Here is a 21,254-nt window from a genome sequence, read left to right on the forward strand (position 1 = left end):
AGGCGAGGAAATTATGCACATCACCATTCTCGGCGGGGGCGGCTTCCTCGGCCGCAAGCTGGCGGCACGGCTGGCGCGGGACGGCCAGTTGGACGGCCGCCGCGTCACCGCCCTCACCCTGTTCGACCTGAATACGCCCGTTCCGCCGGCCGAGGCCCCCTTCCCCATCCGTACCCTCGCCGGAGACGTGACCGACCGCACTGCTTTGGCCGAGGCCATCCCGCCGCAGACGGAAGTGATCTTTCATCTCGCCGCCGTGGTCAGCGCCGCGGCCGAGGCGGATTTCGACCTCGGCATGAGGGTCAACCTGCACGGCACGCTGGCGGTGCTCGACACCTGCCGCACCCTCCCCAGGCCGCCGCGCGTGGTCTTCACCTCCTCGGTGGCGAGCTTCGGCGGCGGACAGCGGGCCATGGTGCCGGATGACGGGCGCCAGCTCCCCGCCAACTCCTACGGCGCGCAGAAGGCCGTCGGCGAGCTGCTGCTGCAGGACGCCACGCGCCGCGGCTTCCTCGATGCCGTCTCCATTCGCCTGCCCACGGTGATGGTGCGGCCGGGGCGGCCGAACAAGGCGGCCTCCTCCTTCGTCTCGGCGGTGCTGCGCGAGCCGCTGCTCGGCCTCTCCACCACCTGCCCGGTGGAGGAGGATTTCGCCGTCTGGATCTGCTCGCCGCGCCGTGCGGTGGAGTGGTTCCTCTATGCCGCGTCCATGGACACGGCCCCGCTCGGCCTGGACCGCGGCATCAACCCACCCGGCGCCTCGGTAACGGTGGCACAGATGCTCGCTGCGCTGCCGGAGGAAGCCCGCAAGCTGGTCAGCTTCGTGCCGGATACGGCGATCCAGGCCATCGTCTCCGGCTGGCCCGCCGCCTTCACCGCGGAGCGTGCGCAGCGCCTGGGCTTCTCGGAACAGGAACCTTTGGCGGAGGTGGTGCGCGCCTTCATCGAGGACGACCTGGAGGCCACGCGCGCGGAACGCGCCAACGGGTGAGAAAAAGATCGGGGGGAAGGAATTCCCCCCGACCCCCCCATCTTTTTTCTGTCAGTTCAAGGCGTGCGGCAAACTTGAAGAAAGAAGATGGGGGTCTGGGGGAATTCTTTCCCCCGGCCTTCTTCTTACTTCGCCTGCTCCTTGCACCACTGCGCCAGCTCGGCATGCGTGGCGAACCAGATGCCCTCATGGCCCTTGATGTGCTCGACCAGCCGCTCCAGCAGCGCGATGCGGCTGCGGTGGCCGATGACATGGGGGTGCATGGTCAGCAGGAAGGTGCCGCCCTCGGCATAGGCGCCGTCGAACTCGGCGCGGAAGATCTCCTCCACGCCGGAGGGCGGCGTATAGGGGCGGATCGCCGAGAAGCGCAGCATGTTCATGTAGGGTGCGTCGTCGCGGATCCACTCGGGCGGCAGTTCCACCACGCCGGTCGGCTCGCCATGCGCCAGCAGCTCGTAGGGCTCGTCGTCGGCCATCAGCGAACTGTCGTAGAGCAGCCCCATCTCGCGGATGATGTCGAGCGTATCCACCGAGAAATCCCAGCTCGCGGTGCGGATGCCGACGGGGCGGCGGCCGGAGACCTTCTCCAGCGTGTCGGCGGCGCGCAGCGTCAGCTCGCGCTCCACGCCCGGCGGCAGGCCGGTGTTCGCCTCATGGATCCAGGAATGGATGCCGATCTCGTGGCCGTCATCCGCCACCGCGCGCACTTCCTCCGGGTGCAGCAGCGCAGAAACCGCCGGGTAGAAGAAGCTGGCCTTGATGCCGTGCTGGTCCAGCAGCCGGCGGATGCGCGGCATGCCCTGGCGCGAGCCGTACTGGCCCTGGCTGATGCGCATCGGGCTCTCGTCGGAATCGCGCAGTGGACCGGTCTCATGGTCGGCGTCGAAGGAGAGCGCCACGCAGCAGCGCGCGCCGTTCGGCCAGGCCTTGGGCGCCAGGCTGCGGCCGCCATAGGCGCGGCTGACGATGTGGCGCCAGTGCTCCTCCGGCCATTCCCAAGGCTTCTTGGCGGGCTGATCGGTCATCGCGGGACTCCGTGTGGCAAGGGAAGGCCGATCCTGCGTCCGCCGGCGCGGCATGGAAACCCCCGGCCCTGGCACGGGAGTTGCTGCGGTTGCGAAGCGATCCTGCAAGCCATGGAGAACCGCTCATGGATGTCGGCGTCTTCATCCCGATCAACAACAACGGCTGGCTGATCTCGGAGAACGCTCCGCAGTACATGCCGAGCTTCGACCTGAACCGGCAGATCGTGCAGAAGGCCGAGGGCTACGGCCTGGACTTCGCCCTCTCGATGATCAAGCTGCACGGGTTCGGCGGCAAGACCGCGTTCTGGGACCACGGGCTGGAGAGCTTCACGCTGATGGCAGGGCTCGCCGCCGTCACCCGCCGTATCCGCCTCTTCGCCTCCACCGCCGTGCTGACGCTGCCGCCCGCCATCGTCGCCCGCATGGCGGTGACGATCGACAGCATCTCCGGTGGCCGCTTCGGCGTGAACATCGTCTCCGGCTGGCAGCGCACCGAATACAGCCAGATGGGGCTCTGGCCGGGCGAGGAGCATTTCGCCAAGCGCTACGACTACAGCACGGAATACGTGCAGGTCATGCGCGAGCTCTGGGCAGAGGGGCGCTCCGACTTCAAGGGCACCCACTTCCAGATGGACGACTGCAAGCTGAGCCCCCGTCCGCAGGCACCGATCAAGGTGGTGGCCGCCGGGCAGAGCGAACGCGGCCTGCAATTCGCCGCCGAGTACGCCGACTACAACTTCTGCCTGGGCCAGGGCGTCAACGAGCCGGCCAAGGCCGCGCCGCTGGCCGCGCGCCTGATCGAGGCCGCCGCCCGCACCGGGCGCGATGTCGGCACCTACATGCTCTACATGGTGATCGCCGACGAGACGGACGAAGCCGCCATGGCCAAGTGGCGGCACTACCTGGCCGGGGCGGACACGGAGGCGCTGGCCTGGCTCGGCGCCCGCACCGGCGAGGACACCCGGGCCGACGCCACCTCCAGCGCCAAGGCCATGGTGGTCGGCGCCTCGCCGATCAACTTCAACATGGGCACGCTGGTCGGCTCCTATGCCAGCGTCGCGCGGATGCTGGACGAGGCAGCGGCCGTGCCGGGCGTGAAGGGCCTGATGCTGACCTTCGACGACTTCCTGATCGGCCTCGACCAGTTCGGCCAGCGCATCCAGCCGCTGATGCGGAGCCGGGCGCGGGTGCCGGAACCCGTCTGAGGCGGCATTCCCGGCGGGGCGGATCGTGCATCCCCGCACTGGCACCAGGGCGGCCGTCGGGGCAAGTTGCGCATGGGCCGGGCGCCTGTTGCCCCGGCCCAGCTTCCTCTAGGCGGAATCCAGCATGTCCGATACCGATCCGGCCCTGATGTCGGCCGAGCAGCTCCTGGCCCTTTATGCGCGCCGTCGCCTCTCCCCGGTGGAGGCGCTGCAGGCGGTGATGGAGCGGGTGGCGCGCTACAATCCCTGGGTGAACGCCTTCGCCGTGCTGAACCCCAAGGCGCTGGCCCAGGCCGGCGAATCCGAGGCCCGCTGGACCGCCGGCCGCCCAATGGGACCGCTGGACGGCGTGCCGGTCACGGTCAAGGATCTGCTGAACCTGCAGGGCTTCCCCACCCGCCGCGGCAGCAAGACCAGCGACACCACCCCGGCCGCCGAGGATGCCCCCGCCGTGATCGGGCTGAAGTCCGCCGGCGCCGTCATCCTCGGCAAGACCACCACCACCGAGTTCGGCTGGAAGACCCCTGGCGACTGCCCGCTGCATGGCATCACCCGCAACCCCTGGAACTCCCAGCGCACCGTCGGCGGCTCCTCCTCCGGCACCGGGGCAGCGGGCGCCGCGGGCTTCGGCCCGCTGCATGTCGGCACCGATGCCGGCGGCTCCATCCGCATCCCTGCCGCCTATTGCGGGCTGGTCGGGCTGAAGCCGAGCTATGGCCGCATTCCCCAGTGGCCGCACAGCGCCTTCGGCCAGGTCTCCTGCGCCGGGCCGATGACCCGAACGGTGCGCGACGCGGCGCTGATGTTCTCCGCCATGGCGCAGGGCGACATCCGCGATCCCTACTGCCTGCATGACGAGCCGCGCGACTGGCGCGCGGGCATCGAGGATGGTGTGGCCGGACTGCGCGTCGCGGTGGTGCGCAGGCTGGGCTATGCGCCGCCGATCGACGCCGAGGGCGAGGCTGCCGTGCTGACCGCCGCGCGCATCCTTTCCGAGCAGGGCGCCATCGTCGAGGACGCCGAGCCCGAGCTGCCGGACACCAGGCAGATCTTCGGCCGGGTCTGGGGCGTGGCCCTGGCGCGGCTGGTCAAGACCATGGCCCCGGAGAAGCGCGCGCTGCTCGACAAGGGGCTGGAGGAGGTGGCTGAACGCGAGGGCGGGATGGCCGCCATCGACTTCCTGGGCGCCGAGGCGCTGCGCACCGAGGCGGCGCACGCGATGGCGCGCTTCCACCAGAAATACGACCTGGTCCTCTGCCCGACCACGCCGACCGCCGCCTTCGACGCGGACGCGCCGACGCTGAAGCCGACCGAGGCGCTGTGGCGCGACTGGGCGCCCTGGACCTTCACCTTCAACCTGACGCGCCAGCCGGCCATCACCGTGCCCTTCGGCACCGATGAGGACGGCATGCCGCGCGGCGTGCAGTTCGCGGCGGCGCAACTGCGGGACGACCTCTGCTTCCGCGCCGCACGGGCGATCGAGCGGGCAGTGACCCTGCCGGCACCGAAGCCCGAGGTGCAGGCCTGCGCGCACCACGCGCACTGAGGCGCTGAGGGGCTGAGGGGCTCTGAGGGGCTGAGGGGCTCTGAGGGGCTGAGGGGCTGAGGGGCTGAGGGGCGCGCGGGCAGGCGCCGCGCGCCCGGCTTATTAGCCGCCGCCCGGCCGCGTCTTCTCCTCAAGCTCGCGCACGGCGCTCTCCAGCTGCCGCATGGAGTAGGGCTTGGGGAGGAAGCCGACGCCCTCTTGCAGTGCCGCCGGCAGCCTCATGCTGGCCTGGGCATGGCCGCTGGCCAGCAGCACCGGCAGGCCCGGATGCAGCTCCCGCGCCGCGGCGGCCAGCGCAATGCCGTCCATTCCGGGCAGGGTGACATCGGTGATCATCAGCACCGGAGCAGGATTCGCCTTCAGCCAGTCCAGCGCCTGCTCGGCGCGGCTGAGGCCAGGCGCCTGGAAATCCATCATCTCCAGCATCTGCGTCAGGTTCATGCAGATCAGCGGTTCGTCCTCAACGACCAGCACGACGCTGCCGGCAGGCCAGCCCTGGCCGCCCTCCCCCGGCTCGGTGGTGGCTGCGGCGGAGAGGCTGCGTGGCACGGCGCCGGCCTGATGCATGGTCGCGTCTTCCTGGGAAGGGGGACGGTCAGCCTGGGTCAAGGTACGTACCTCCGCGTTGTGCCGTCCAGAAACATGGGGCCCGGATGGCGGATGCGCGACTCCGCCACGCCAGGGCGCCGCGGACACGCCCTCTTCCACCGGCCCGATCCCCCAGCGCGGTAGCCAACTTCCCCAGCCCTGTCCATTCCCTCGCGAACACCTTTGCGCGCCGGCTTCACGCCGGGCGGCGAATTCGTCACCTTGTGAGCGCGATTGCAGCATCGAGGAGAGTGGCGGATGAGCGCCAGCGAAGCACGGATCACGGAATGGCTGGCGGCCCAGCAAGGGGCGATGCTGGCCGAGCTGGAGGCGATGGTGAACATCGACGGCGGCAGCTACGACAAAGCCGGCGTGGATGCGGTGGGCGAGCGCGTGAAAGCCTTCTGCGCCCAATACGGCATCCCGGTGGAGGTGGTCCCCGGCCAGAAGCATGGCGACTGCCTGCGCGCCATGGTGGCGGGCGGCGACTCCGCGGCCTCCGGCAATGCGCGGCGCAACATCGTGCTGATGGGCCATCGCGACACGGTGTTCCCCAAGGGTGAACCGGAGCGCCGCCCCTTCCGCATCGAGAACGGTATCGCCACCGGTCCCGGCGTCTGTGACATGAAGGCCGGGCTGGTGCAGAACATGTTCGTGCTGGCCGCCTTCGCGCAGTTCGGCGGCGCGCCCGGCCCGCTGGTCGGTCTGTTCACCGGCGACGAGGAGATCGGCTCGCCCGAGGGCCGCCCGGTGATCGAGGCGGAGGCCCGCAAGGCCCGCGTCGTCTTCAACTCCGAGCCTGGCCGCCCCTCCGGCGCCGTGGTCACCGGCCGCAAGGGCGGCGTGTTCATGGTGATGGACATCGAGGGCAAGGCCGCGCATTCCGGCGGCAACTTCGAGGCCGGCATCAGCGCCATCGAGGAGCTGGCGCGCAAGGTGCAGGCGATCCATGCGCTGACCGACATCCCGCGCGGCATCACGCTGAATGTCGGCCTGGTCTCGGGCGGGCAGAGCGTGAACACGGTGGCCCCCTGGGCGCAAGGGCAGATCGACCTGCGCTACATCCACCCCGAGGACCGCGACGACATCATGGGTCGCATCCACGCCATCGTGGAGAAGAGCTTCGTGCCCGGCACGCGTGCGCGCCTGACCATCCGCGGCGAGTTCCTGCCGCTGGCGCAGAACCCGGGCACCGATGCGGTCTTCGGCATCTACAAGGCGGCCGCGGCAGAGAGCGGCTTCGAGACCATGGGCGAGTTCGCCGGCGGCTGCGCCGACAGCGGCTTCACCGCGGCGGTCGGCGCGCCGACGCTCTGCGCCGTCGGGCCGGTGGGCGGCAAGGCGCACAGCCCGGAGGAGTATCTGGAGGTCGCGACCCTGGTGCCGCGCGCCCAGGCCCTTGCGCGCGCCATCCTGAAACTGGAGGGCGCCGGCCTCTGAGGCGAAGGCCGGGAGGAGCAATCCTCCCGGAAGCCGCGCGGCGCCGTGCTAGAGCCAGCCTTTGCGCTTGAAGTAGAAGACGGGAAGAATGGCGCTCACCACCATCACCAGCAGCGCCAGCGGATAGCCGAGATGCCATTGCAGCTCCGGCATGTGGGCGAAATTCATGCCGTAGATGCTGGCCAGGAGGGTCGGTGGCATCAGCGCCACGCTGGCGACCGTGAAGGTCTTGATGATGCCGTTCTGGTCGATGTTGATGATGCCGAGCACCGCATCGAGCAGGAAGTTGGCCTTGTTGTTGAGAAAGGCCGCGTGCTCGACCAGGGAACGGACGTCGCGCATCAGCGTCTTGATGCCGGTCTTGTTTTCCTTGCGTACGGCGGTGGACTTCTCGGCGCCGACGAAGGTGAGGATGCGGGAGAGGCCGAGCAGCGTCTCGTTGGCGCGGCTGGTCACCTCGCCCACTTCACCGAGCGCGATCAGCACGTCCTTCATCTCGGCGTCCCGCGCCTTGACCTTCACCTTCGCGGGCCTGCGGGCGTTGCGGAAGGCGGCCCGGCTGGCGCGGTCCATGTCAGCGCCGACGCGCTCCAGCACGTCCGCCAGCCGGTCCACCACCTGCTCGAACAGGCCGAGCATCACGCCGTCCGGGCTTTGCAGCAATGACGGCGTGCGCATCGCCCGGCTCGCGAAGGCGGTGAAGGCCTTGGGCGTGGCGTAGCGCACCGTGACGACGTTGTTTTCCGCGAGCACGAAGGTGATGGCGGTGGAGCCGTATTCCCCCTGGTCCACGCCATAGAGGAAGTTGGCGGTGAGGAAGAGCGCCACCTCCTCCTTGTAGAGACGCGAGGAGCTTTCGATCTCCTGCATCTCCTCCCGTGTCGGGATCTCCAGGTTCAGCGCCGCCTGGACGGCTTGTTCCTCCGCCCGTGTCGGCGCCAGCAGGTCGATCCAGACGGCGGCGCGCAGCTCCTCGGCCGAGGGGATGCCTTCTCCCTGGACGGTCCGCCCGTCGCGCACCGTGTAGGTGGTCATCATGCGGTGCGGCCTCCGGGGCTGATCGGTCTCAGGCGGCCGCGCCGGCCGAAAGGGATGGGGCGGGCAGCCTGAAGCGTCCGGCCACCGCGGGGAAGTCGGGCGCCTGCGGATGGCGCGGGCTGGGCTGCGTGCCGTCCTGCCGGCGCACGAGCTGACAGACCTGCAGCCCGGCGGCGGCGGCGGCATCCAGCTCCTCCGCCACATCGGAGAGGAACAGGATCTCGCCCGCCGGCCGGTGCAGGCCCTGGGCGATGGCCGCATAGCTGGCCGCCTCGCGCTTGCCGCCCACGGCGGTGTCGAAGAAGCCGCTGAACAGGCCGGTGAGGTCGCCCGCCGGGGAATGGCCGAAGAGCAGCTTCTGCGCCGCCACCGAGCCGGAGGAATAGACGTAGAGCCCGATCCCCGCGCGCGACCAGGCGCGCAGGCAGGGCGCCACATCCGGCCAGAGATGGCCGGTCACCTCGCCGCTGAGAAAGCCGTCGCGCCAGATCATGCCCTGCAGCGTCTTGAGCGGGCCGATCTTGGCGTCTTCCGCCATCCAGCGGCGCAGTGCGGCGCGGGGCTCCTCCCCCGGCCGCGCGGCCTGGCGGACCGCGTCCAGGCAGGCCGCCACCTCGGGCTCCGCGCCATGCGCGTCCAGGAAGGCGTCCAGCGCCCGCTCCGCGAAGGGGAACAGGGTCTCCTTCACGAAGGCGATGGCGCTGGTGGTGCCCTCGATATCCGTCAGGACGGCACTGACCGGCGCCACCGTCACTCCGTCACCGCCGGGAAGCGCTCGGAGATGTCGGTGCCTGTGTAGTGGGGCGTCCAGCCGCTGGTGTCGGTGAAGACGCGCAGCACGGTGAAGGAGGGCTCGCTGCCGGCATCGAACCAGTGCTGGGCATTGGCCGGCACGCTGATCAGGTCGCCCCGGGTGCAGTGCGCGTCGAACACCTTGCCCTCGGCATGGATGATGAAGTTGCCGGTGCCCTCGTGGAAGAAGCGGACCTCGTCCTCGGTGTGGGTGTGCTCGGCGAGGAACTTCTGCCGCATCGCCTCCTTCTGCGGGTGGTCGGGCGAGAGCTTGATCACGTCCGCCGTGCCGGCGCTGCTGCCGGCCATGAAGGCGTCGAGCTGCGGACGGTAGGCCTCCAGCACATCCTCGGCGGCGGCGCCGGCGGGCAGCGGCGCCACCTCCCAGCGCTCGAAGCGCACATTGATGGGGGCGAGCGCCGCGGCGATCTCCGCCGCATCACTGCTGCGCAGCAGCTCGGCACCCGTGGCGGCATCCCTGACGGTCAGAAGGCTCATCCGATCCTCCCCTCCAGAAGTTCACATTCAAGCATGAATTCAAGCGCCTCCAGCCGGGCCAGCGCCGCTTCCATCTCGCGCGCCCATACATAGACGCCGTGGCCGCGGATTAAATAGCCCGGAGGGATGACATCCAGGGCCGCCCAGCGGGCCTCCACCGCCGCCTGCAGGCGGGGGATGTCCTGGTCGTTGTCGAAGACCGGCACGGCCACGCGGGCGTCATGGGTGGCCAGGCCCGGGAATGCCTTCAGCAGCTCGTAGCGGGCCAGATCCAGGCTCTTCCCCGCGCGGCGGGAGAGCACCGTGTTGGCGATGGAATGGCCGTGCAGCACCGCCCCGGCCGCGGGGAAGCGGCGATAGATGCCGCAATGCAGCAAGGTTTCGGCCGAGGGGCGCAGCGCCGGATCCTCGGGCTGCCCTTGCAGATCCACCGCCACGATGGCTTCGGGCGTCAGGTGGCCTTTGTGGATGCCGGAGCGCGTGACGGCCACCCGCCCCTCCGCCAGCCGCACCGAGAGGTTCCCGGCCGTGGCCGGCACCCAGTTGCGCCGGTCCATTCGGCGGCCGGCTCCGATGATGGCGTCGATGGCGGGCTGAGGGATGGGCAGCGTCATGCGGGGCGCTCCGGAGCGGCGGCGGGCGGTCGCGGCGCTAATAGCGCAGTCCCGGCCCGCTCCGCCAGGGGAGCTCCGTCCGGCCTTCCGCCGGCAGAGGGGGGAAACAACAACGGCCAGGGGGGCCTCCGCCACCCTGGCCGCGTTCCGGCTTATCGGGCCGGTCGTCCCGTGCGCGGCTCAGGCCGCGGGGTGGGAGGAATTGGAGGTGTTCGGCTGGGCGCTGCCGGTGGGGCGGGTCGGTGCCGGCCCGGGAAGATTGCCGGCCGGCGGCTGGTTCGACTCCGCCGCCATTGAGGCATCCTTCTCGTCATCGTCCTCCTTCATGTTCTGCTTGAAGGACTTGATGCCCTTGGCGAGATCGCCCATGAGGCCGCTGATCTTGCCGCCGCCGAACAGCAGCAGAATGACCAGCAGCACGACAAGCCAGTGCCAGATGCTGAAGGAACCCATAGCCACGCCTCGATCCAGTTGGGCGGCCAGCGGCCTGGAAGGAATGGCCCCGCCGGCCTGACCGCGTCTCCTCGCCTCGATGGAGGACAGTAGTGTCCCGACCGCCATCACGCAAATGAGCAGATGGCGTGAATCGCGCCGGGAAACAACCGGCTCTTGTCATTCCGTGAAAATTCGTCCATCTTTGCCGTGATCCGGGCCCCTCTGGCGACCCGGCGGGTGTTCCGGCCTGACCGGTGCCTCCCGCCTTCGCGATGTCGGATCGACTAATCGCGCAATCGGGCCCGGCGCGCTTCCACCCTGGAGAATGGTGTTCTGTCCGGCCGGGCCTCAGAGAGGAGAACCGTTCGGCATGGAAGCCTCACCCGTTTTCTGGCTCGCATTCAACGCGGCCGTTCTCGGCCTGCTGTTGCTGGATCTCGGCGTATTCGCCCGGAAAAACGCCCAGGGCGACCCCGTCCCGGTGCCGGTGCGCACCGCCCTCATCAAGTCGGCCGCCTATGCCGGCCTGGCCCTCGCCTTCTTCGTCTGGCTGCGCCTGAGCTACGGCGCCTCCCCGGAGGAGCGTAGCGCCAAGAGCCTGGAGTTCCTGACCGGCTATCTGATCGAGTGGTCGCTCTCGGTCGATAACATCTTCGTCTTCGTCCTGCTCTTCGCGAAGTTCGGCGTGCCCCCCGCCTACCAGCACCGGGTGCTGTTCTGGGGCATCCTGGGCGCGCTGCTGATGCGCGGCGTCATGATCGTGGTCGGCACCGCGCTGCTGCGCGAGTTCGACTGGCTGATGGTGGTCTTCGGCCTGTTCCTGGTGTGGTCGGGCTGGAAGATGCTGCGCGCCGCCGAGGAGGAGCCGGACCCGACCAACAGCCCCGTGCTGCGCTGGCTGCGCCGCCACCTGCCGGTGACGGAGGGCTTCCGTGGCAATGCCTTCACCGCGCGGGAGGGCGGCCGGCTGATGGTCACGCCGCTGCTGCTGGTGCTGGTGCTGATCGAACTGACCGATCTGTTCTTCGCGCTCGACAGCATTCCCGCAATCTTCGCCGTCTCGACCGACCCGTTCATCGTCTACACGGCGAATGTCTTCGCCATCCTCGGCCTGCGGGCGATGTACTTCGCCCTGGCCGGCATCATTCACCGCTTCAAATACCTGAAGCATGGGCTTTCGATTGTGCTAATGATCGTCGGCGCCAAGATGCTGGCCAACTGGTACGCCGGCGGCAAGGCGGTGCCGGTGGAGTATGCCCTGCTGGTGACGGGCGGCATCATTACCGGCTCGATCATCCTCTCCCTGTGGAAGACGCGGAGCGAGCGGGCAGGCGTGACGTCCGCCGAGTGAAGGGATGGCGCGGTCCGGGATGACACGGTCAATCCCGGCGGGGCCAGGGGCGGACGCCCCTGGCCCCGGACCCGCCCCGCAAACCGGACTTCTGCCGCGCGTTCCCTTCCTGCGGGCCGCATCGCGTTCCTCGATGCAGAAGACAGAGGACTTCCGCGAGCCGTTCCGACCGGGCCGAAGCCCTGATTGTCTGTACCGACTGCGCTGTTCCTGGCCGGGCTGAGCCATCTGCGGCACCCTTTGTTTCCCGCCTGACCTCCCTCGGGCCCGCGGCGCACCGGATGCCCGACTCCGCCGCCGAGGCCGATCAGCCTCTTGGAACATCATAAGCCCTGCTCCGCTGTCCGCCGTTCGCAGGCTGCCAGACCAGGGTTCCGTTGCAGGCACCGTTTGAATGCTGGAACCGGGTCGGGAAGCAGCGTAAAAACGGCGTCATGTCGGTAAAACCCAACTTGACACCCCTGCCCGGAAGCTGTTCTGCCTGCGCGGTCCGGCCTTTCGCCCTGTTTCGGGTTGTGCCCCAGGCACAGGTGGGGGAGATCGCGCGCGTCCGTTCGGCCGTGCGGCTGGTGCGGGCCAACGAGGTGATCCGGGACGGCGTGTTCACCCTCTATGCCGGCTGGGCCTTCTCCTGGACCACGACGACCGACGGGCGCCGGCAGATCCTCGACTTCCACCTGCCCGGCGACCTTGTCGAGCGCAGCGAGGACGGTGCCGAGGTCTCCGCGCTGACCGATGCCAGCTTCTGCGCCCTGTCGCGGGATCGCCTGTGCGAGTTCATGGGGCGCGATCCGGGCCTGGCCCTCTCCTACGCCGATGGACTTTCGCGTGACCGGGCACGGCTACGGGAGCGGCTGACCAGCCTGGGCCGACGCGACGCGGTGGGGCGAGTGGCGCACCTGTTGCTGGAACTGCATACCCGGCTGCAGCGCCGCGGCGGCGCCGACCGCACCGGCGCGCCACTGCCGCTGAAGCAGGCGCATCTGGCCGACGCGCTGGGGCTCTCCGTGGAGCATGCCAACCGCGCCCTGGCGACCCTGCGGCGCGAGGAGGTGGCCTCCCTGCAAAAGGGCCGGCTGGAGATCCTGGACCGGCCCGAAATGGAGGAACTGGCCGGCTGGTCGATCGCACCGGCGGAGGCGCCGGTGATCACGGCGAAGGCCTGAACCACCGCCCCTTGCTTAGCGCCGCCTTGGCGGCCCGGCGAAGCAGGCCAGCACGCCAAGCGCGCCCAGCCCCAGCAGCATCGTCGCCAACCCCGGCGAGCGGTTCAGCGCCATCTGCGGACTGTGACGCAGGGCCTCCTGCCCGAAGGCGCCATGCACCGGCGATGGAGTGGCGGAGGGGCGGAACAGCGTCTCCTCGCGCTGGTCCTTCGCCTGCGCCGAATGGGAGACCTGCATCTCCGGCCCGAACCGGCCCAGCGCCCAGTCCAGCACGCCCGGCATCACGGTATTGGCCAGGCCGAAGGCGACGGTCTGGCCGCCCACCTTCACCTCGCGCCGACGACTGGTGACGGCGAGATGGATGGCCTCCGCCACGATCTCGGGCTCATAGACCGGCGGCGGCGGGCGCGGCACGCCATCCTTCAGGCGCGAAGCCGCGTGGTTGAAGAAGGGTGTGTTGGTCGAGGGCGGGTGCACGATGCCGAGATGCACCGCGCTGTTGTCGTGCAACAGCTCGGCCCGCACCGCCTCGGTGAAGCCGGCGACGGCGTATTTCGCCGCGGAATAGGCGGATTGCAGCGGAACTGCCCGCATCGCCACGGCAGAGCCGATATTGACGATGGTGCCCCGGTTGCGCGGCTGCATCCGCCGCAGCGCAACCCGCGTACCGTTCACCACGCCGAGATAGGTGACCTGGGTGACGCGGAGATAGTCCTCCTCCGAAAGGTCCATGAAGCGGCCATAGGCGCTCACTCCCGCATCGTTCACCCAGGCCTGGATCGGCCCCAGCTTCGCCTCGATCTCCGTGGCGGCCCGCTCCAGCGCCGCCGCATCCGAGACATCCGCGGCAGCCGCGCAGCCCTTCCCTCCGGCGCGGCGCACATCGGCCAGGGCGGCCTCCAGCCCGGCCTCCCCGCGCGCGATCAGCCCGACATCCCATCCCCGCTGCGCGAAGAGAGCGGCGGTACAGCGGCCGATGCCGGAGGAGCCTCCGGTGATGGCCAGGACAGGGCGGGACGCGGCAGGACGGTCGGACATGGCAGCGCTTCTCTCCTGCTGGACGGAAGGGAGGACCGCCCGCAGGGGCAGCCCTTCCCTTTCACTACCGGCCGGGCGGGGCGAGGTTCCCGCACCGTGCGCACGCCAGGCCAGGCGGAACCAGCCATAGCTCTCCTGCGTTCAGCTCCTGCAACTCAGGCGACATAGAGCGAGAGCCTCGATCATGCTCACCGAAGCCGCCACGGCGGTCGCGACACCCCAGCGCCACGCCTCCCCTGCCCCGCCGCCCGAGGCGAAGGCCGAGGCGGCCGCGGCCGGGCTGCGCTACGTCTCCGACGAGATGCCGGGCCTGACCCGGCGGCGCAGCGGCAGCGGCTTCACCTACCGCGACGCCGAAGGTCGGACGGTGCGGGACAAGGCGGTGCTCCAGCGGGTGCGCAGCCTGGCCATCCCGCCCGCCTGGACCGAGGTGTGGATCTGCCCCTACCCCGACGGCCACATCCAGGCCACCGGGCGCGACGCCAAGGGCCGCAAGCAGTACCGCTACCATCCCGACTGGCGGGCGGCACGGGACGCCACGAAGTTCCAGCACATCATGGACTTCGCCCGCAGCCTGCCGGCGCTGCGCGCGCGCGTCCAGGACGACATGGCGAAGCGCGGCCTGGGGCGGGAGAAGGTGCTCGCCACCGTCGTCCACCTGCTGGACACCACGCTCATCCGCGTGGGCAACGAGGACTATGCCCAGGCGAACAAAAGCTACGGCCTGACCACCCTGCGCGACCGCCATGTGGCGATCGAGGGAAGCGCGCTGCGCTTCGCCTTCCGGGCCAAGAGCGGCAAGGAATGGCGCCTCTCCATCCGCGACCGGCGCGTCGCCAAGGTGGTGCGGGCCTGCCAGGACCTGCCGGGCCAGACGCTGTTTCAGTATCTCGACGAGAATGGCGAACGGCAGGCCATCGATTCGGCCGATGTGAACGAGTACCTGCGCGCCGCCACCGGGCACGACATCACCGCCAAGGACTTCCGCACCTGGGCCGGCACCGTGCTTGCCGCCATGGCGCTCGCCGAGTTCGAGCACTTTGATACGAAGGCCGCGGCGAAGCGCAACGTGAAGGCAGCGATCGAGCACACCGCAGCGCGGCTCGGCAACACGCCCACCATCTGCCGCAAGTGCTACGTCCATCCGGAAGTGGTGGGCAGCTACCTGGAGGGCGCGCTGCTCGTGCAGGTCCGCCGCGAGGTGGAGGCCGAGTTGCGGGAGGATCTGGCGGAGCTGAAGCCCGAGGAGGCGGCGGTGCTCGCCTTCCTGCGCGAGCGCCTCGCCGCCGCGACGGAGGCGGCCTGAGGGCCGCCTCTCCCTTCAGCGTGGACGCAGCTCCAGGCTGAGCCGGCCGATGGCGTGCAGCGCCAGGAACAGGCCGGGCAGGTCCAGCGCCTGCAGCATCAGCCCCTGCGGAATGCCCGCCAGCAGCCGCTCCAGCGGCCAGAGCTCCACCGTGATGTCCTCCCCCGCCTCATGCGCGGTCGGGCCGGCGGGCACGGCGTCCAGCGCCAGCACAGTGTGGACGCGGTTGCGGTGCGTGACAGTGTTGGGGCTGAGGCTGGAGATCAGGCGCAGCGCGGGCGCGGCATAGCCCGTTTCCTCGCGCAGCTCGCGCGCCGCGCCCTCCAGCGGGCTGGTGTCGGAAGGGTCCATGCGGCCGGCAGGCAGTTCCAGCGAGGAGGCGCGCGCGCCGTGCCGGTACTGGCGCACCATCACCAGCTCGTCGGCCGGCGTGATCGCCACCACATGCACCCAGTCCGGGTAGTTGAAGGTGTAGAAGGGGTCGAGGATGTTGCCGCGGGCGTCGCGGCAGGCATCGGCGGTGACGTCGATCCAACGGTCCCGCACCACGGTGCGGCTGGACAGAACCTGCCAGGGAGGGGTTTCGCTCATGGCGCCAGGATGCGGCGCCGGCCGCCCCCGGTCCACCGCCTCGTCCGCCGGACCGGCGACAATCCGGCCCGGAAACTCTCCGGCCGGGCTTTTCTCCCGGCGGTTCCGGGGTGAAGGTCGGTCCCGGCCACATCAGAATGAGGAACCCGCATGCGAGCGACACTGAACGAGGACATGGCCGGCCGTTTCGCCGGCATCGCCCTGGGCCATGTCACGCGGGAGTATCCCAACAAGCTCACGCATGGCCTGGCCGGACCGGAGGATGCCCGGACCCCCAGCGCGCTGCACCCGGTCTTCTACGGCAGCTTCGACTGGCACTCCTGCGTCCATGCCTATTGGATGCTGGCCCATCTGCTGCGGCGCTTCCCCGACATGGCGCCGGCCAGCGCCGTGCGCGACCTGTTCGACCGGCAGCTGACCCCGGAAAAGATCGCCGGGGAGTGCGCCTATCTCGCCCAGCCCACGGCGCGCGGCTTCGAGCGCCCCTATGGCTGGGCCTGGCTGCTGAAGCTGGCGGCGGAGCTGAAGGGCCTCCCCGACATGCCATGGTCTGAGCATCTGGCGCCGCTGGCCGAGGTCTTCGTGCAGCGCTTCCGCGACTTCCTGCCCAAGGCGACCTATCCGGTGCGGGTGGGCACGCATTTCAACACCGCCTTCGGGCTGCGGCTGGCCGCCGACTATGCCGAGGCGACGGAGGACGCCGCCTTCCTCGCCCTGCTGCGCGAGACCGCCGGGCGCTGGTACGGGAATGACGAGGACTGCCCGGCCTGGGGGGAGCCGAGCGGCGACGACTTCCTCTCCCCTGCCCTGATCGAGGCCGAATGCATGCGGCGCCTGCTGCCACCCGAGCAGTTCGCCTACTGGTTCGACCGCTTCCTGCCCCGCCTGGCCACCGCCCAGCCGATGCCGCTGTTCCGTCCGGCGGAAGTCAGCGACCGCTCGGACGGCAAGATCGCCCATCTGGACGGGCTCAATCTCAGCCGCGCCTGGTGCTGGCGTGCGCTGGCGCGGGCGCTGCCGGCGGAGGACCCGCGCCGGGTGCTGATGGACCGCGTGGCGGATCTGCACCTCACCGCCGGCCTCCCGCATGTGGCAGGCGACTACATGGGCGAGCACTGGCTGGCCAGCTTCGCCGTGCTGGCCCTGGAGGCGGGGGAGGCCTGAGCCTCCCTCACCCGTCGGCGGAAAAGCCCAGGGGAGAATGGCCTCTCCCCCGGCACTTCCTCACTCCGCCGCCTGGGCGTATTCCTCCAGCGGCGCGCAGGTGCAGACCAGGTTGCGGTCGCCATAGACGTTGTCCACACGCTTCACCGGCGGCCAGTACTTGTGCGCGGCGACGAAGGGCAGCGGGAAGGCGGCTTCGGCCCGGCTGTAGGGATGCGTCCATTCCTCGGCGGTGACTTCCGCCGCGGTGTGGGGCGCGTTCTTCAGCGGGTTGTCGGCCTTGTCCATGCGGCCCTGCTCCACCGCGCGGATCTCGCCGCGGATGGCGATCATGGCGTCGCAGAAGCGGTCCAGCTCGGCCTTGGGCTCGCTCTCGGTGGGCTCCACCATCAGCGTGCCGGCGACCGGCCAGGACATGGTCGGCGCGTGGAAGCCGTAGTCCTGCAGGCGCTTGGCGATGTCCTCGACCAGCACGCCGCCGCCCTGCTGGAAGCCGCGGCAGTCCAGGATGCACTCATGCGCCACCATGCCGCGCGCGCCCTTGTAGAGCACGGGGAAGTGCCCTTCGAGCCGGCGCGCGATGTAGTTGGCGTTGAGGATGGCCACCTGCGTCGCCCGCTTCAGCGCCGCCCCGCCCATCATGCGGATATAGGCGTAGGAGATCGGCAGGATGGAGGCGCTGCCGAAGGGCGCCGCCGAGACCGGGCCATAACCCGTCGCCGGTCCGGCCTCCTTCAGCAGCGGGTGGTTCGGCAGATGCGGCACCAGGTGCTTCGCCACGCCGATCGGGCCGACGCCCGGCCCGCCGCCGCCATGCGGGATGCAGAAGGTCTTGTGCAGGTTCAGGTGGCAGACATCGGCGCCGATCCGGCCGGGGGCGGTCAGGCCCACCTGCGCGTTCATGTTGGCGCCGTCCATGTAGACCTGCCCGCCGGCCTGATGGACCGCGTCACAGATGCGGATGATCTCCTCCTCGAAGACGCCATGCGTCGAGGGATAGGTGATCATCAGCGCCGAAAGCTTCTCGGCGTGCTGGGCGATCTTGGCGTCGAGGTCCGCGAGGTCCACGTTGCCGTCGCGGTCGCAGCCGACCACCACCACGCGCATCCCCGCCATCACGGCCGAGGCCGGGTTGGTGCCATGCGCCGAGGAGGGGATCAGGCAGATGTCGCGCTGCCCCTGCCCCCGCGCCTGATGGAAGGCGCGGATGGCGAGCAGCCCGGCATATTCGCCCTGGCTGCCGGCATTCGGCTGCAGCGAGACGGCGGCGAAGCCGGTGATGGCGGCCAGCCAGTTCTCCAGCCGTCGGATCAGCGCGATATAGCCCGCCGCCTGGTCCACCGGGGCAAAGGGATGGATCTCGCTGAAGCCGGGGAAGGTGACCGGGATCATCTCCGCCGTGGCGTTCAGCTTCATCGTGCAGGAACCGAGCGGGATCATGCTGCGGTTCAGCGCGACGTCCTTGTCCTCCAGCGACTTCAGGTAGCGGAGCATGCTGTGCTCCGCGTGGTGGCTGTTGAACACGCCGGCGGTGAGGAAGGCCGAGTTGCGCGCCAGCGCGGCGGGAACGCCGCCCGTGGGCGCGACCGAGCCCAGCGCCAGCTTCGCCCCGCCCGCCTCGGCCAGCACGGCGACGAGGGTTTCCAGGTCGGCGCGGGAGACGGTCTCGTCCAGCGCGATGCCCACGCCGGTGGCGTCGATGCGGCGCAGGTTGAAGCCGGCGGCCAGCGCCGCATGCATCAGCGCCTCGGCCTTGTCGCCCGCCTCGATGGCGAGGGTGTCGAAGAAGGCGTCATGGCGCAGCGTGAAGCCGGCGGCCTGCGCGGCGCCGGCCAGCAGCCGGGCCTGCAGGGTCACGCGGCGGGCGATGCGCTTCAGCCCCTCCGGCCCGTGCCAGACGGCGTACATGCCGGCCATCACGGCCAACAGCACCTGCGCCGTGCAGATGTTGGACGTCGCCTTCTCGCGGCGGATGTGCTGCTCGCGGGTCTGCAAGGCGAGACGCATGGCCGGGCGCCCGGCGGCGTCGACGGAAACGCCGACGAGCCGGCCCGGCATCAGGCGCTTGTAGGCATCCTTCACCGCCATGAAGGCGGCGTGCGGGCCGCCATAGCCCATCGGCACGCCGAAGCGCTGCGAGGAGCCGATCACCACATCGGCGCCCATCTCGCCCGGCGGCGTCAGCAGCACCAGCGAGAGCGGGTCGGCGGCGACGATGGCGAGGCCGCCCGCGGCCTGCACCGCGGCGATCTCGGGCGCGATGTCCCGCAGCGCGCCGGTCGTGCCGGGATACTGCAGCACCAGGGCAAAGGGCTTCTGGGCGGCGCAGGCCTCGGCCACCTGGGCAGGCGGAACGACGCTGACGGTGAGGCCCAGCGGCTCGGCGCGGGTGCGGATGACGGCCAGCGTCTGCGGGTGCACATCCTCCGCCACCAGCAGGGTGTGCGACTTCGCCCTGGTGGCCGCCAGCGCCAGCGCCATCGCCTCGGCGGCGGCGGTGGCCTCGTCCAGCAGCGAGGCATTGGCCACCGGCAGGCCGGTGAGGTCGGTCACCATGGTCTGGAAGTTGACCAGCGCCTCCAGCCGCCCTTGGGCGATCTCCGCCTGATAGGGTGTGTAGGCGGTGTACCAGCCCGGGTTCTCCAGCACGTTGCGCAGGATCACCGGCGGCACATGCGTGCCGTGGTAGCCCATGCCGATCAGCGCGTGCACCCGGTTGTTCAGCTCCGCCAGGGCGCGCAGCTCGGCGATCACCTCGGCCTCGTTCACCGGCGCGGGGAGCGCGGAGAAGTCCTGCCCGCGGATGGCGGCGGGCACGGTGCGCTCGGCCAGCGCGTCGAGGCTCTCCAGGCCCAGGACCTCCAGCATCTCCGCCACCTCGGCCTCGGAAGGGCCGATATGCCGGGCGGCGAAGGCGCCGTGGTCCTCCAGCGCCTTCAGCTCGTCGAGCGCGTCGCTCATGCCTGGCTGTCCACGAAGGCCTGATAGGCGTCGGCGTCCATCAGGGCGTCGATCTCGGCGGTGTCGGCCGGCTCTATCTTGAAGAACCAGCCGGCGCCGGTGGGGTCGCTGTTCACCTGGGCCGGGTCGTCCGGCAGGGCGGCGTTCACCTCGGTGATCTTGCCGGCGATCGGCGCATAGACGTCGGAGGCGGCCTTCACGCTCTCGACCACGGCAATGGAGTCGCCGGCGGCCACCTCACGCCCGACCTCGGGCAGGTCCACGAAGACCACGTCGCCGAGGGCGGTCTGCGCGTGGTCGGTGATGCCGACGGTGGCGACGCCACCCTCCAGCCGCACCCATTCATGGTCCTTGGAGAACTTCAGATCGGCCATCGGGGCAGGTCCTTATCGGGCGTAACGGTGGGGAACGAAGGGGGTGGGCGCGACGCAGGCCGGGAGCGGCTTGCCGCGCACCATGAGATCAAGCGTGGTGCCGTCGGCGGCGTGCTCGCGCGCCACGTAGCCCATGGCGCAGGGGCCGTTCAGCGAGGGGCCGAAGGTGCCGCTGGTCACCTCGCCCACCGTCGCGCCGCCGGCCACGATCGAGGTGTGCGCGCGGGCGGGCTGGCGCCCCTCCGGCAACAGGCCGACGCGCAGCCGCTTCGGGCCGTTGTCCAGCTCCTCGCGAACGCGCTCGGCGCCGGGGAAGTTCCACTCGCTGCGGCGGCGCTTGCCGATGGTCCAGACCAGGTTGGCCTCGACCGGGCTGGTCGTCTCGTCGATGTCGTTGCCGTAGAGGCAGAGGCCCGCTTCCAGCCGCAGCGAGTCGCGCGCGCCGAGCCCGGCGGGCGAGACGCCGGGCAGCGCCAGCAGGGCGCGGGCCAGGGCCTCGGCCTGCTCGGCCGGCACGCTGATCTCCACGCCGTCCTCGCCGGTATAGCCGCTGCGGCTGACCAGCACGGGAATGCCCTCAATCTCGGTGGCGGCGACGCCCATGAAGCCGAGCATGGCGATGGCGGGCGCCAGCGAGGCCAAGGCGGCAACGGCGGCGGGGCCCTGCAGCGCGATCAGCGCACGGTCCTCCAGCCGGTTCAGCCGGACGCCGGCGGGCAGCACCGCCTCGATGGCCGGCAGATCCACGTCCTTGCGGCTGGCGTTCACCACCAGGAAGAGCCGGTCGCCGAGATTGGCGACCATGAAGTCGTCCAGGATGCCGCCCGATTCGGTGGTCAGCAGGCCGTATTTCTGGCGCCCGGGCTTCAGGATCTTCACGTCGGCCGGGGTCAGGCGCTCCAGCGCCTCGGCCGCGCCCTCGCCGACCAACTCCGCCTGTCCCATGTGGGAGACGTCGAACAGCGCGGCGCCGCTGCGGCAGGCCAGGTGCTCGGCCAGGATGCCGGCGGGATACTGCACCGGCATGGAATAGCCGGCGAAGGGCACCATCTTGCCGCCCAGCTCGCGGTGCAGGGATGCCAGGGGAGTCTCAAGCAAGGTCTCGGCCACGCAGCCTCCAACGCCGCGCGA

20 protein-coding genes are annotated in these 21,254 nt (G+C 70.2%); 8 read left to right on the forward strand and 12 right to left on the reverse strand.

Features of this window, described 5'->3' with window-relative positions:
- The first annotated feature begins 13 nt into the window (after positions 1-13).
- Positions 14-991, forward strand: coding sequence for a D-erythronate dehydrogenase (denD, locus tag QMO56_RS18180; protein ID WP_283528021.1), 978 nt, complete (start codon positions 14-16; stop codon positions 989-991).
- Positions 992-1,116: 125 nt separating this feature from the next.
- Here the strand turns inward: denD and QMO56_RS18185 are convergent, their stop codons facing one another.
- Positions 1,117-2,016: a polysaccharide deacetylase gene (locus QMO56_RS18185; RefSeq protein WP_283528023.1), complete on the reverse strand. Its 900-nt coding sequence runs from the start codon at positions 2,014-2,016 to the stop codon at positions 1,117-1,119.
- Positions 2,017-2,141: 125 nt separating this feature from the next.
- Between QMO56_RS18185 and rutA the strand changes: the two genes are divergently transcribed.
- Both rutA and QMO56_RS18195 read left to right on the forward strand, forming a co-directional pair.
- A complete protein-coding gene (gene rutA / locus QMO56_RS18190) occupies positions 2,142-3,221 on the forward strand; it encodes a pyrimidine utilization protein A (protein WP_283528025.1) in 1,080 nt (359 codons plus the stop codon).
- A gap of 124 nt (positions 3,222-3,345) precedes the next feature.
- A complete protein-coding gene (locus QMO56_RS18195; protein WP_283528027.1) occupies positions 3,346-4,767 on the forward strand; it encodes an amidase in 1,422 nt (473 codons plus the stop codon).
- Positions 4,768-4,869: 102 nt separating this feature from the next.
- Here the strand turns inward: QMO56_RS18195 and QMO56_RS18200 are convergent, their stop codons facing one another.
- Complete coding sequence (locus tag QMO56_RS18200; RefSeq protein WP_283528029.1) at positions 4,870-5,334, reverse strand: response regulator; 465 nt, start codon at positions 5,332-5,334, stop codon at positions 4,870-4,872.
- Positions 5,335-5,613: 279 nt separating this feature from the next.
- Between QMO56_RS18200 and QMO56_RS18205 the strand changes: the two genes are divergently transcribed.
- Positions 5,614-6,795 carry a M20 family metallopeptidase gene (locus tag QMO56_RS18205; protein ID WP_283528031.1) on the forward strand — a complete coding sequence of 394 codons (1,182 nt, stop codon included), beginning with the start codon at positions 5,614-5,616 and terminating at the stop codon, positions 6,793-6,795.
- A gap of 48 nt (positions 6,796-6,843) precedes the next feature.
- On the opposite strand, the gene QMO56_RS18210 is transcribed toward QMO56_RS18205, so the two are convergent.
- The 5 genes from QMO56_RS18210 to QMO56_RS18230 form a co-directional block, all read right to left on the reverse strand.
- Positions 6,844-7,833 (reverse strand): magnesium transporter CorA family protein, encoded by a 990-nt coding sequence (locus QMO56_RS18210; protein WP_283528033.1) that lies wholly within the window; start codon positions 7,831-7,833, stop codon positions 6,844-6,846.
- Positions 7,834-7,861: 28 nt separating this feature from the next.
- Positions 7,862-8,581, reverse strand: coding sequence for an acireductone synthase (gene mtnC, locus QMO56_RS18215; RefSeq protein WP_283528035.1), 720 nt, complete (start codon positions 8,579-8,581; stop codon positions 7,862-7,864).
- Between the two features lie 2 nt (positions 8,582-8,583).
- The gene (locus tag QMO56_RS18220) at positions 8,584-9,123 is read right to left on the reverse strand and encodes an acireductone dioxygenase (RefSeq protein WP_283528037.1); all 540 of its coding nucleotides are present in this window, start codon (positions 9,121-9,123) and stop codon (positions 8,584-8,586) included.
- Positions 9,120-9,737 (reverse strand): methylthioribulose 1-phosphate dehydratase, encoded by a 618-nt coding sequence (locus tag QMO56_RS18225; RefSeq protein ID WP_283528039.1) that lies wholly within the window; start codon positions 9,735-9,737, stop codon positions 9,120-9,122. The genes QMO56_RS18220 and QMO56_RS18225 overlap by 4 nt, the downstream gene beginning before the upstream one ends.
- 180 nt (positions 9,738-9,917) lie before the next feature.
- On the reverse strand, positions 9,918-10,190 hold the full coding sequence (locus QMO56_RS18230) for a twin-arginine translocase TatA/TatE family subunit (protein WP_283528127.1): 273 nt from the start codon (positions 10,188-10,190) through the stop codon (positions 9,918-9,920).
- A gap of 352 nt (positions 10,191-10,542) precedes the next feature.
- Here QMO56_RS18230 and QMO56_RS18235 point away from each other — a divergent pair, with 352 nt between their 5' ends.
- Positions 10,543-11,523, forward strand: coding sequence for a TerC/Alx family metal homeostasis membrane protein (locus QMO56_RS18235; protein WP_283528041.1), 981 nt, complete (start codon positions 10,543-10,545; stop codon positions 11,521-11,523).
- A 515-nt stretch (positions 11,524-12,038) separates the two neighbouring features.
- Positions 12,039-12,689 (forward strand): Crp/Fnr family transcriptional regulator, encoded by a 651-nt coding sequence (locus tag QMO56_RS18240; protein WP_283528043.1) that lies wholly within the window; start codon positions 12,039-12,041, stop codon positions 12,687-12,689.
- A gap of 15 nt (positions 12,690-12,704) precedes the next feature.
- On the opposite strand, the gene QMO56_RS18245 is transcribed toward QMO56_RS18240, so the two are convergent.
- Positions 12,705-13,727, reverse strand: coding sequence for an SDR family oxidoreductase (locus QMO56_RS18245; protein ID WP_283528045.1), 1,023 nt, complete (start codon positions 13,725-13,727; stop codon positions 12,705-12,707).
- A 184-nt stretch (positions 13,728-13,911) separates the two neighbouring features.
- On the opposite strand from QMO56_RS18245, the gene QMO56_RS18250 reads away from it, so the two are divergent.
- The gene (locus QMO56_RS18250; RefSeq protein WP_283528047.1) at positions 13,912-15,033 is read left to right on the forward strand and encodes a DNA topoisomerase IB; all 1,122 of its coding nucleotides are present in this window, start codon (positions 13,912-13,914) and stop codon (positions 15,031-15,033) included.
- Positions 15,034-15,048: 15 nt separating this feature from the next.
- Here the strand turns inward: QMO56_RS18250 and QMO56_RS18255 are convergent, their stop codons facing one another.
- Positions 15,049-15,624 carry an NUDIX hydrolase gene (locus QMO56_RS18255; protein WP_283528049.1) on the reverse strand — a complete coding sequence of 192 codons (576 nt, stop codon included), beginning with the start codon at positions 15,622-15,624 and terminating at the stop codon, positions 15,049-15,051.
- A 150-nt stretch (positions 15,625-15,774) separates the two neighbouring features.
- Between QMO56_RS18255 and QMO56_RS18260 the strand changes: the two genes are divergently transcribed.
- Positions 15,775-16,788, forward strand: coding sequence for a DUF2891 domain-containing protein (locus QMO56_RS18260; protein ID WP_283528051.1), 1,014 nt, complete (start codon positions 15,775-15,777; stop codon positions 16,786-16,788).
- Positions 16,789-16,848: 60 nt separating this feature from the next.
- Here QMO56_RS18260 and gcvP read toward each other — a convergent pair whose 3' ends face one another.
- From gcvP to gcvT, 3 genes are read right to left on the reverse strand one after another with little or no spacing between them, the layout of a single operon-like run.
- On the reverse strand, positions 16,849-19,749 hold the full coding sequence (gcvP, locus tag QMO56_RS18265) for an aminomethyl-transferring glycine dehydrogenase (protein WP_283528053.1): 2,901 nt from the start codon (positions 19,747-19,749) through the stop codon (positions 16,849-16,851).
- Entirely contained in the window at positions 19,746-20,123 is a 378-nt protein-coding gene (gene gcvH, locus QMO56_RS18270; RefSeq protein ID WP_283528055.1) for a glycine cleavage system protein GcvH, read from the reverse strand. The genes gcvP and gcvH overlap by 4 nt, the downstream gene beginning before the upstream one ends.
- 12 nt (positions 20,124-20,135) lie before the next feature.
- Positions 20,136-21,233: a glycine cleavage system aminomethyltransferase GcvT gene (gene gcvT / locus QMO56_RS18275; protein WP_283528057.1), complete on the reverse strand. Its 1,098-nt coding sequence runs from the start codon at positions 21,231-21,233 to the stop codon at positions 20,136-20,138.
- Positions 21,234-21,254: the final 21 nt, after the last annotated feature.

Origin of the sequence: Roseomonas sp. E05 (assembly GCF_030063475.1) — a bacterium.
In the GTDB taxonomy this organism is placed as follows: Bacteria; Pseudomonadota; Alphaproteobacteria; order Acetobacterales; family Acetobacteraceae; genus Pseudoroseomonas.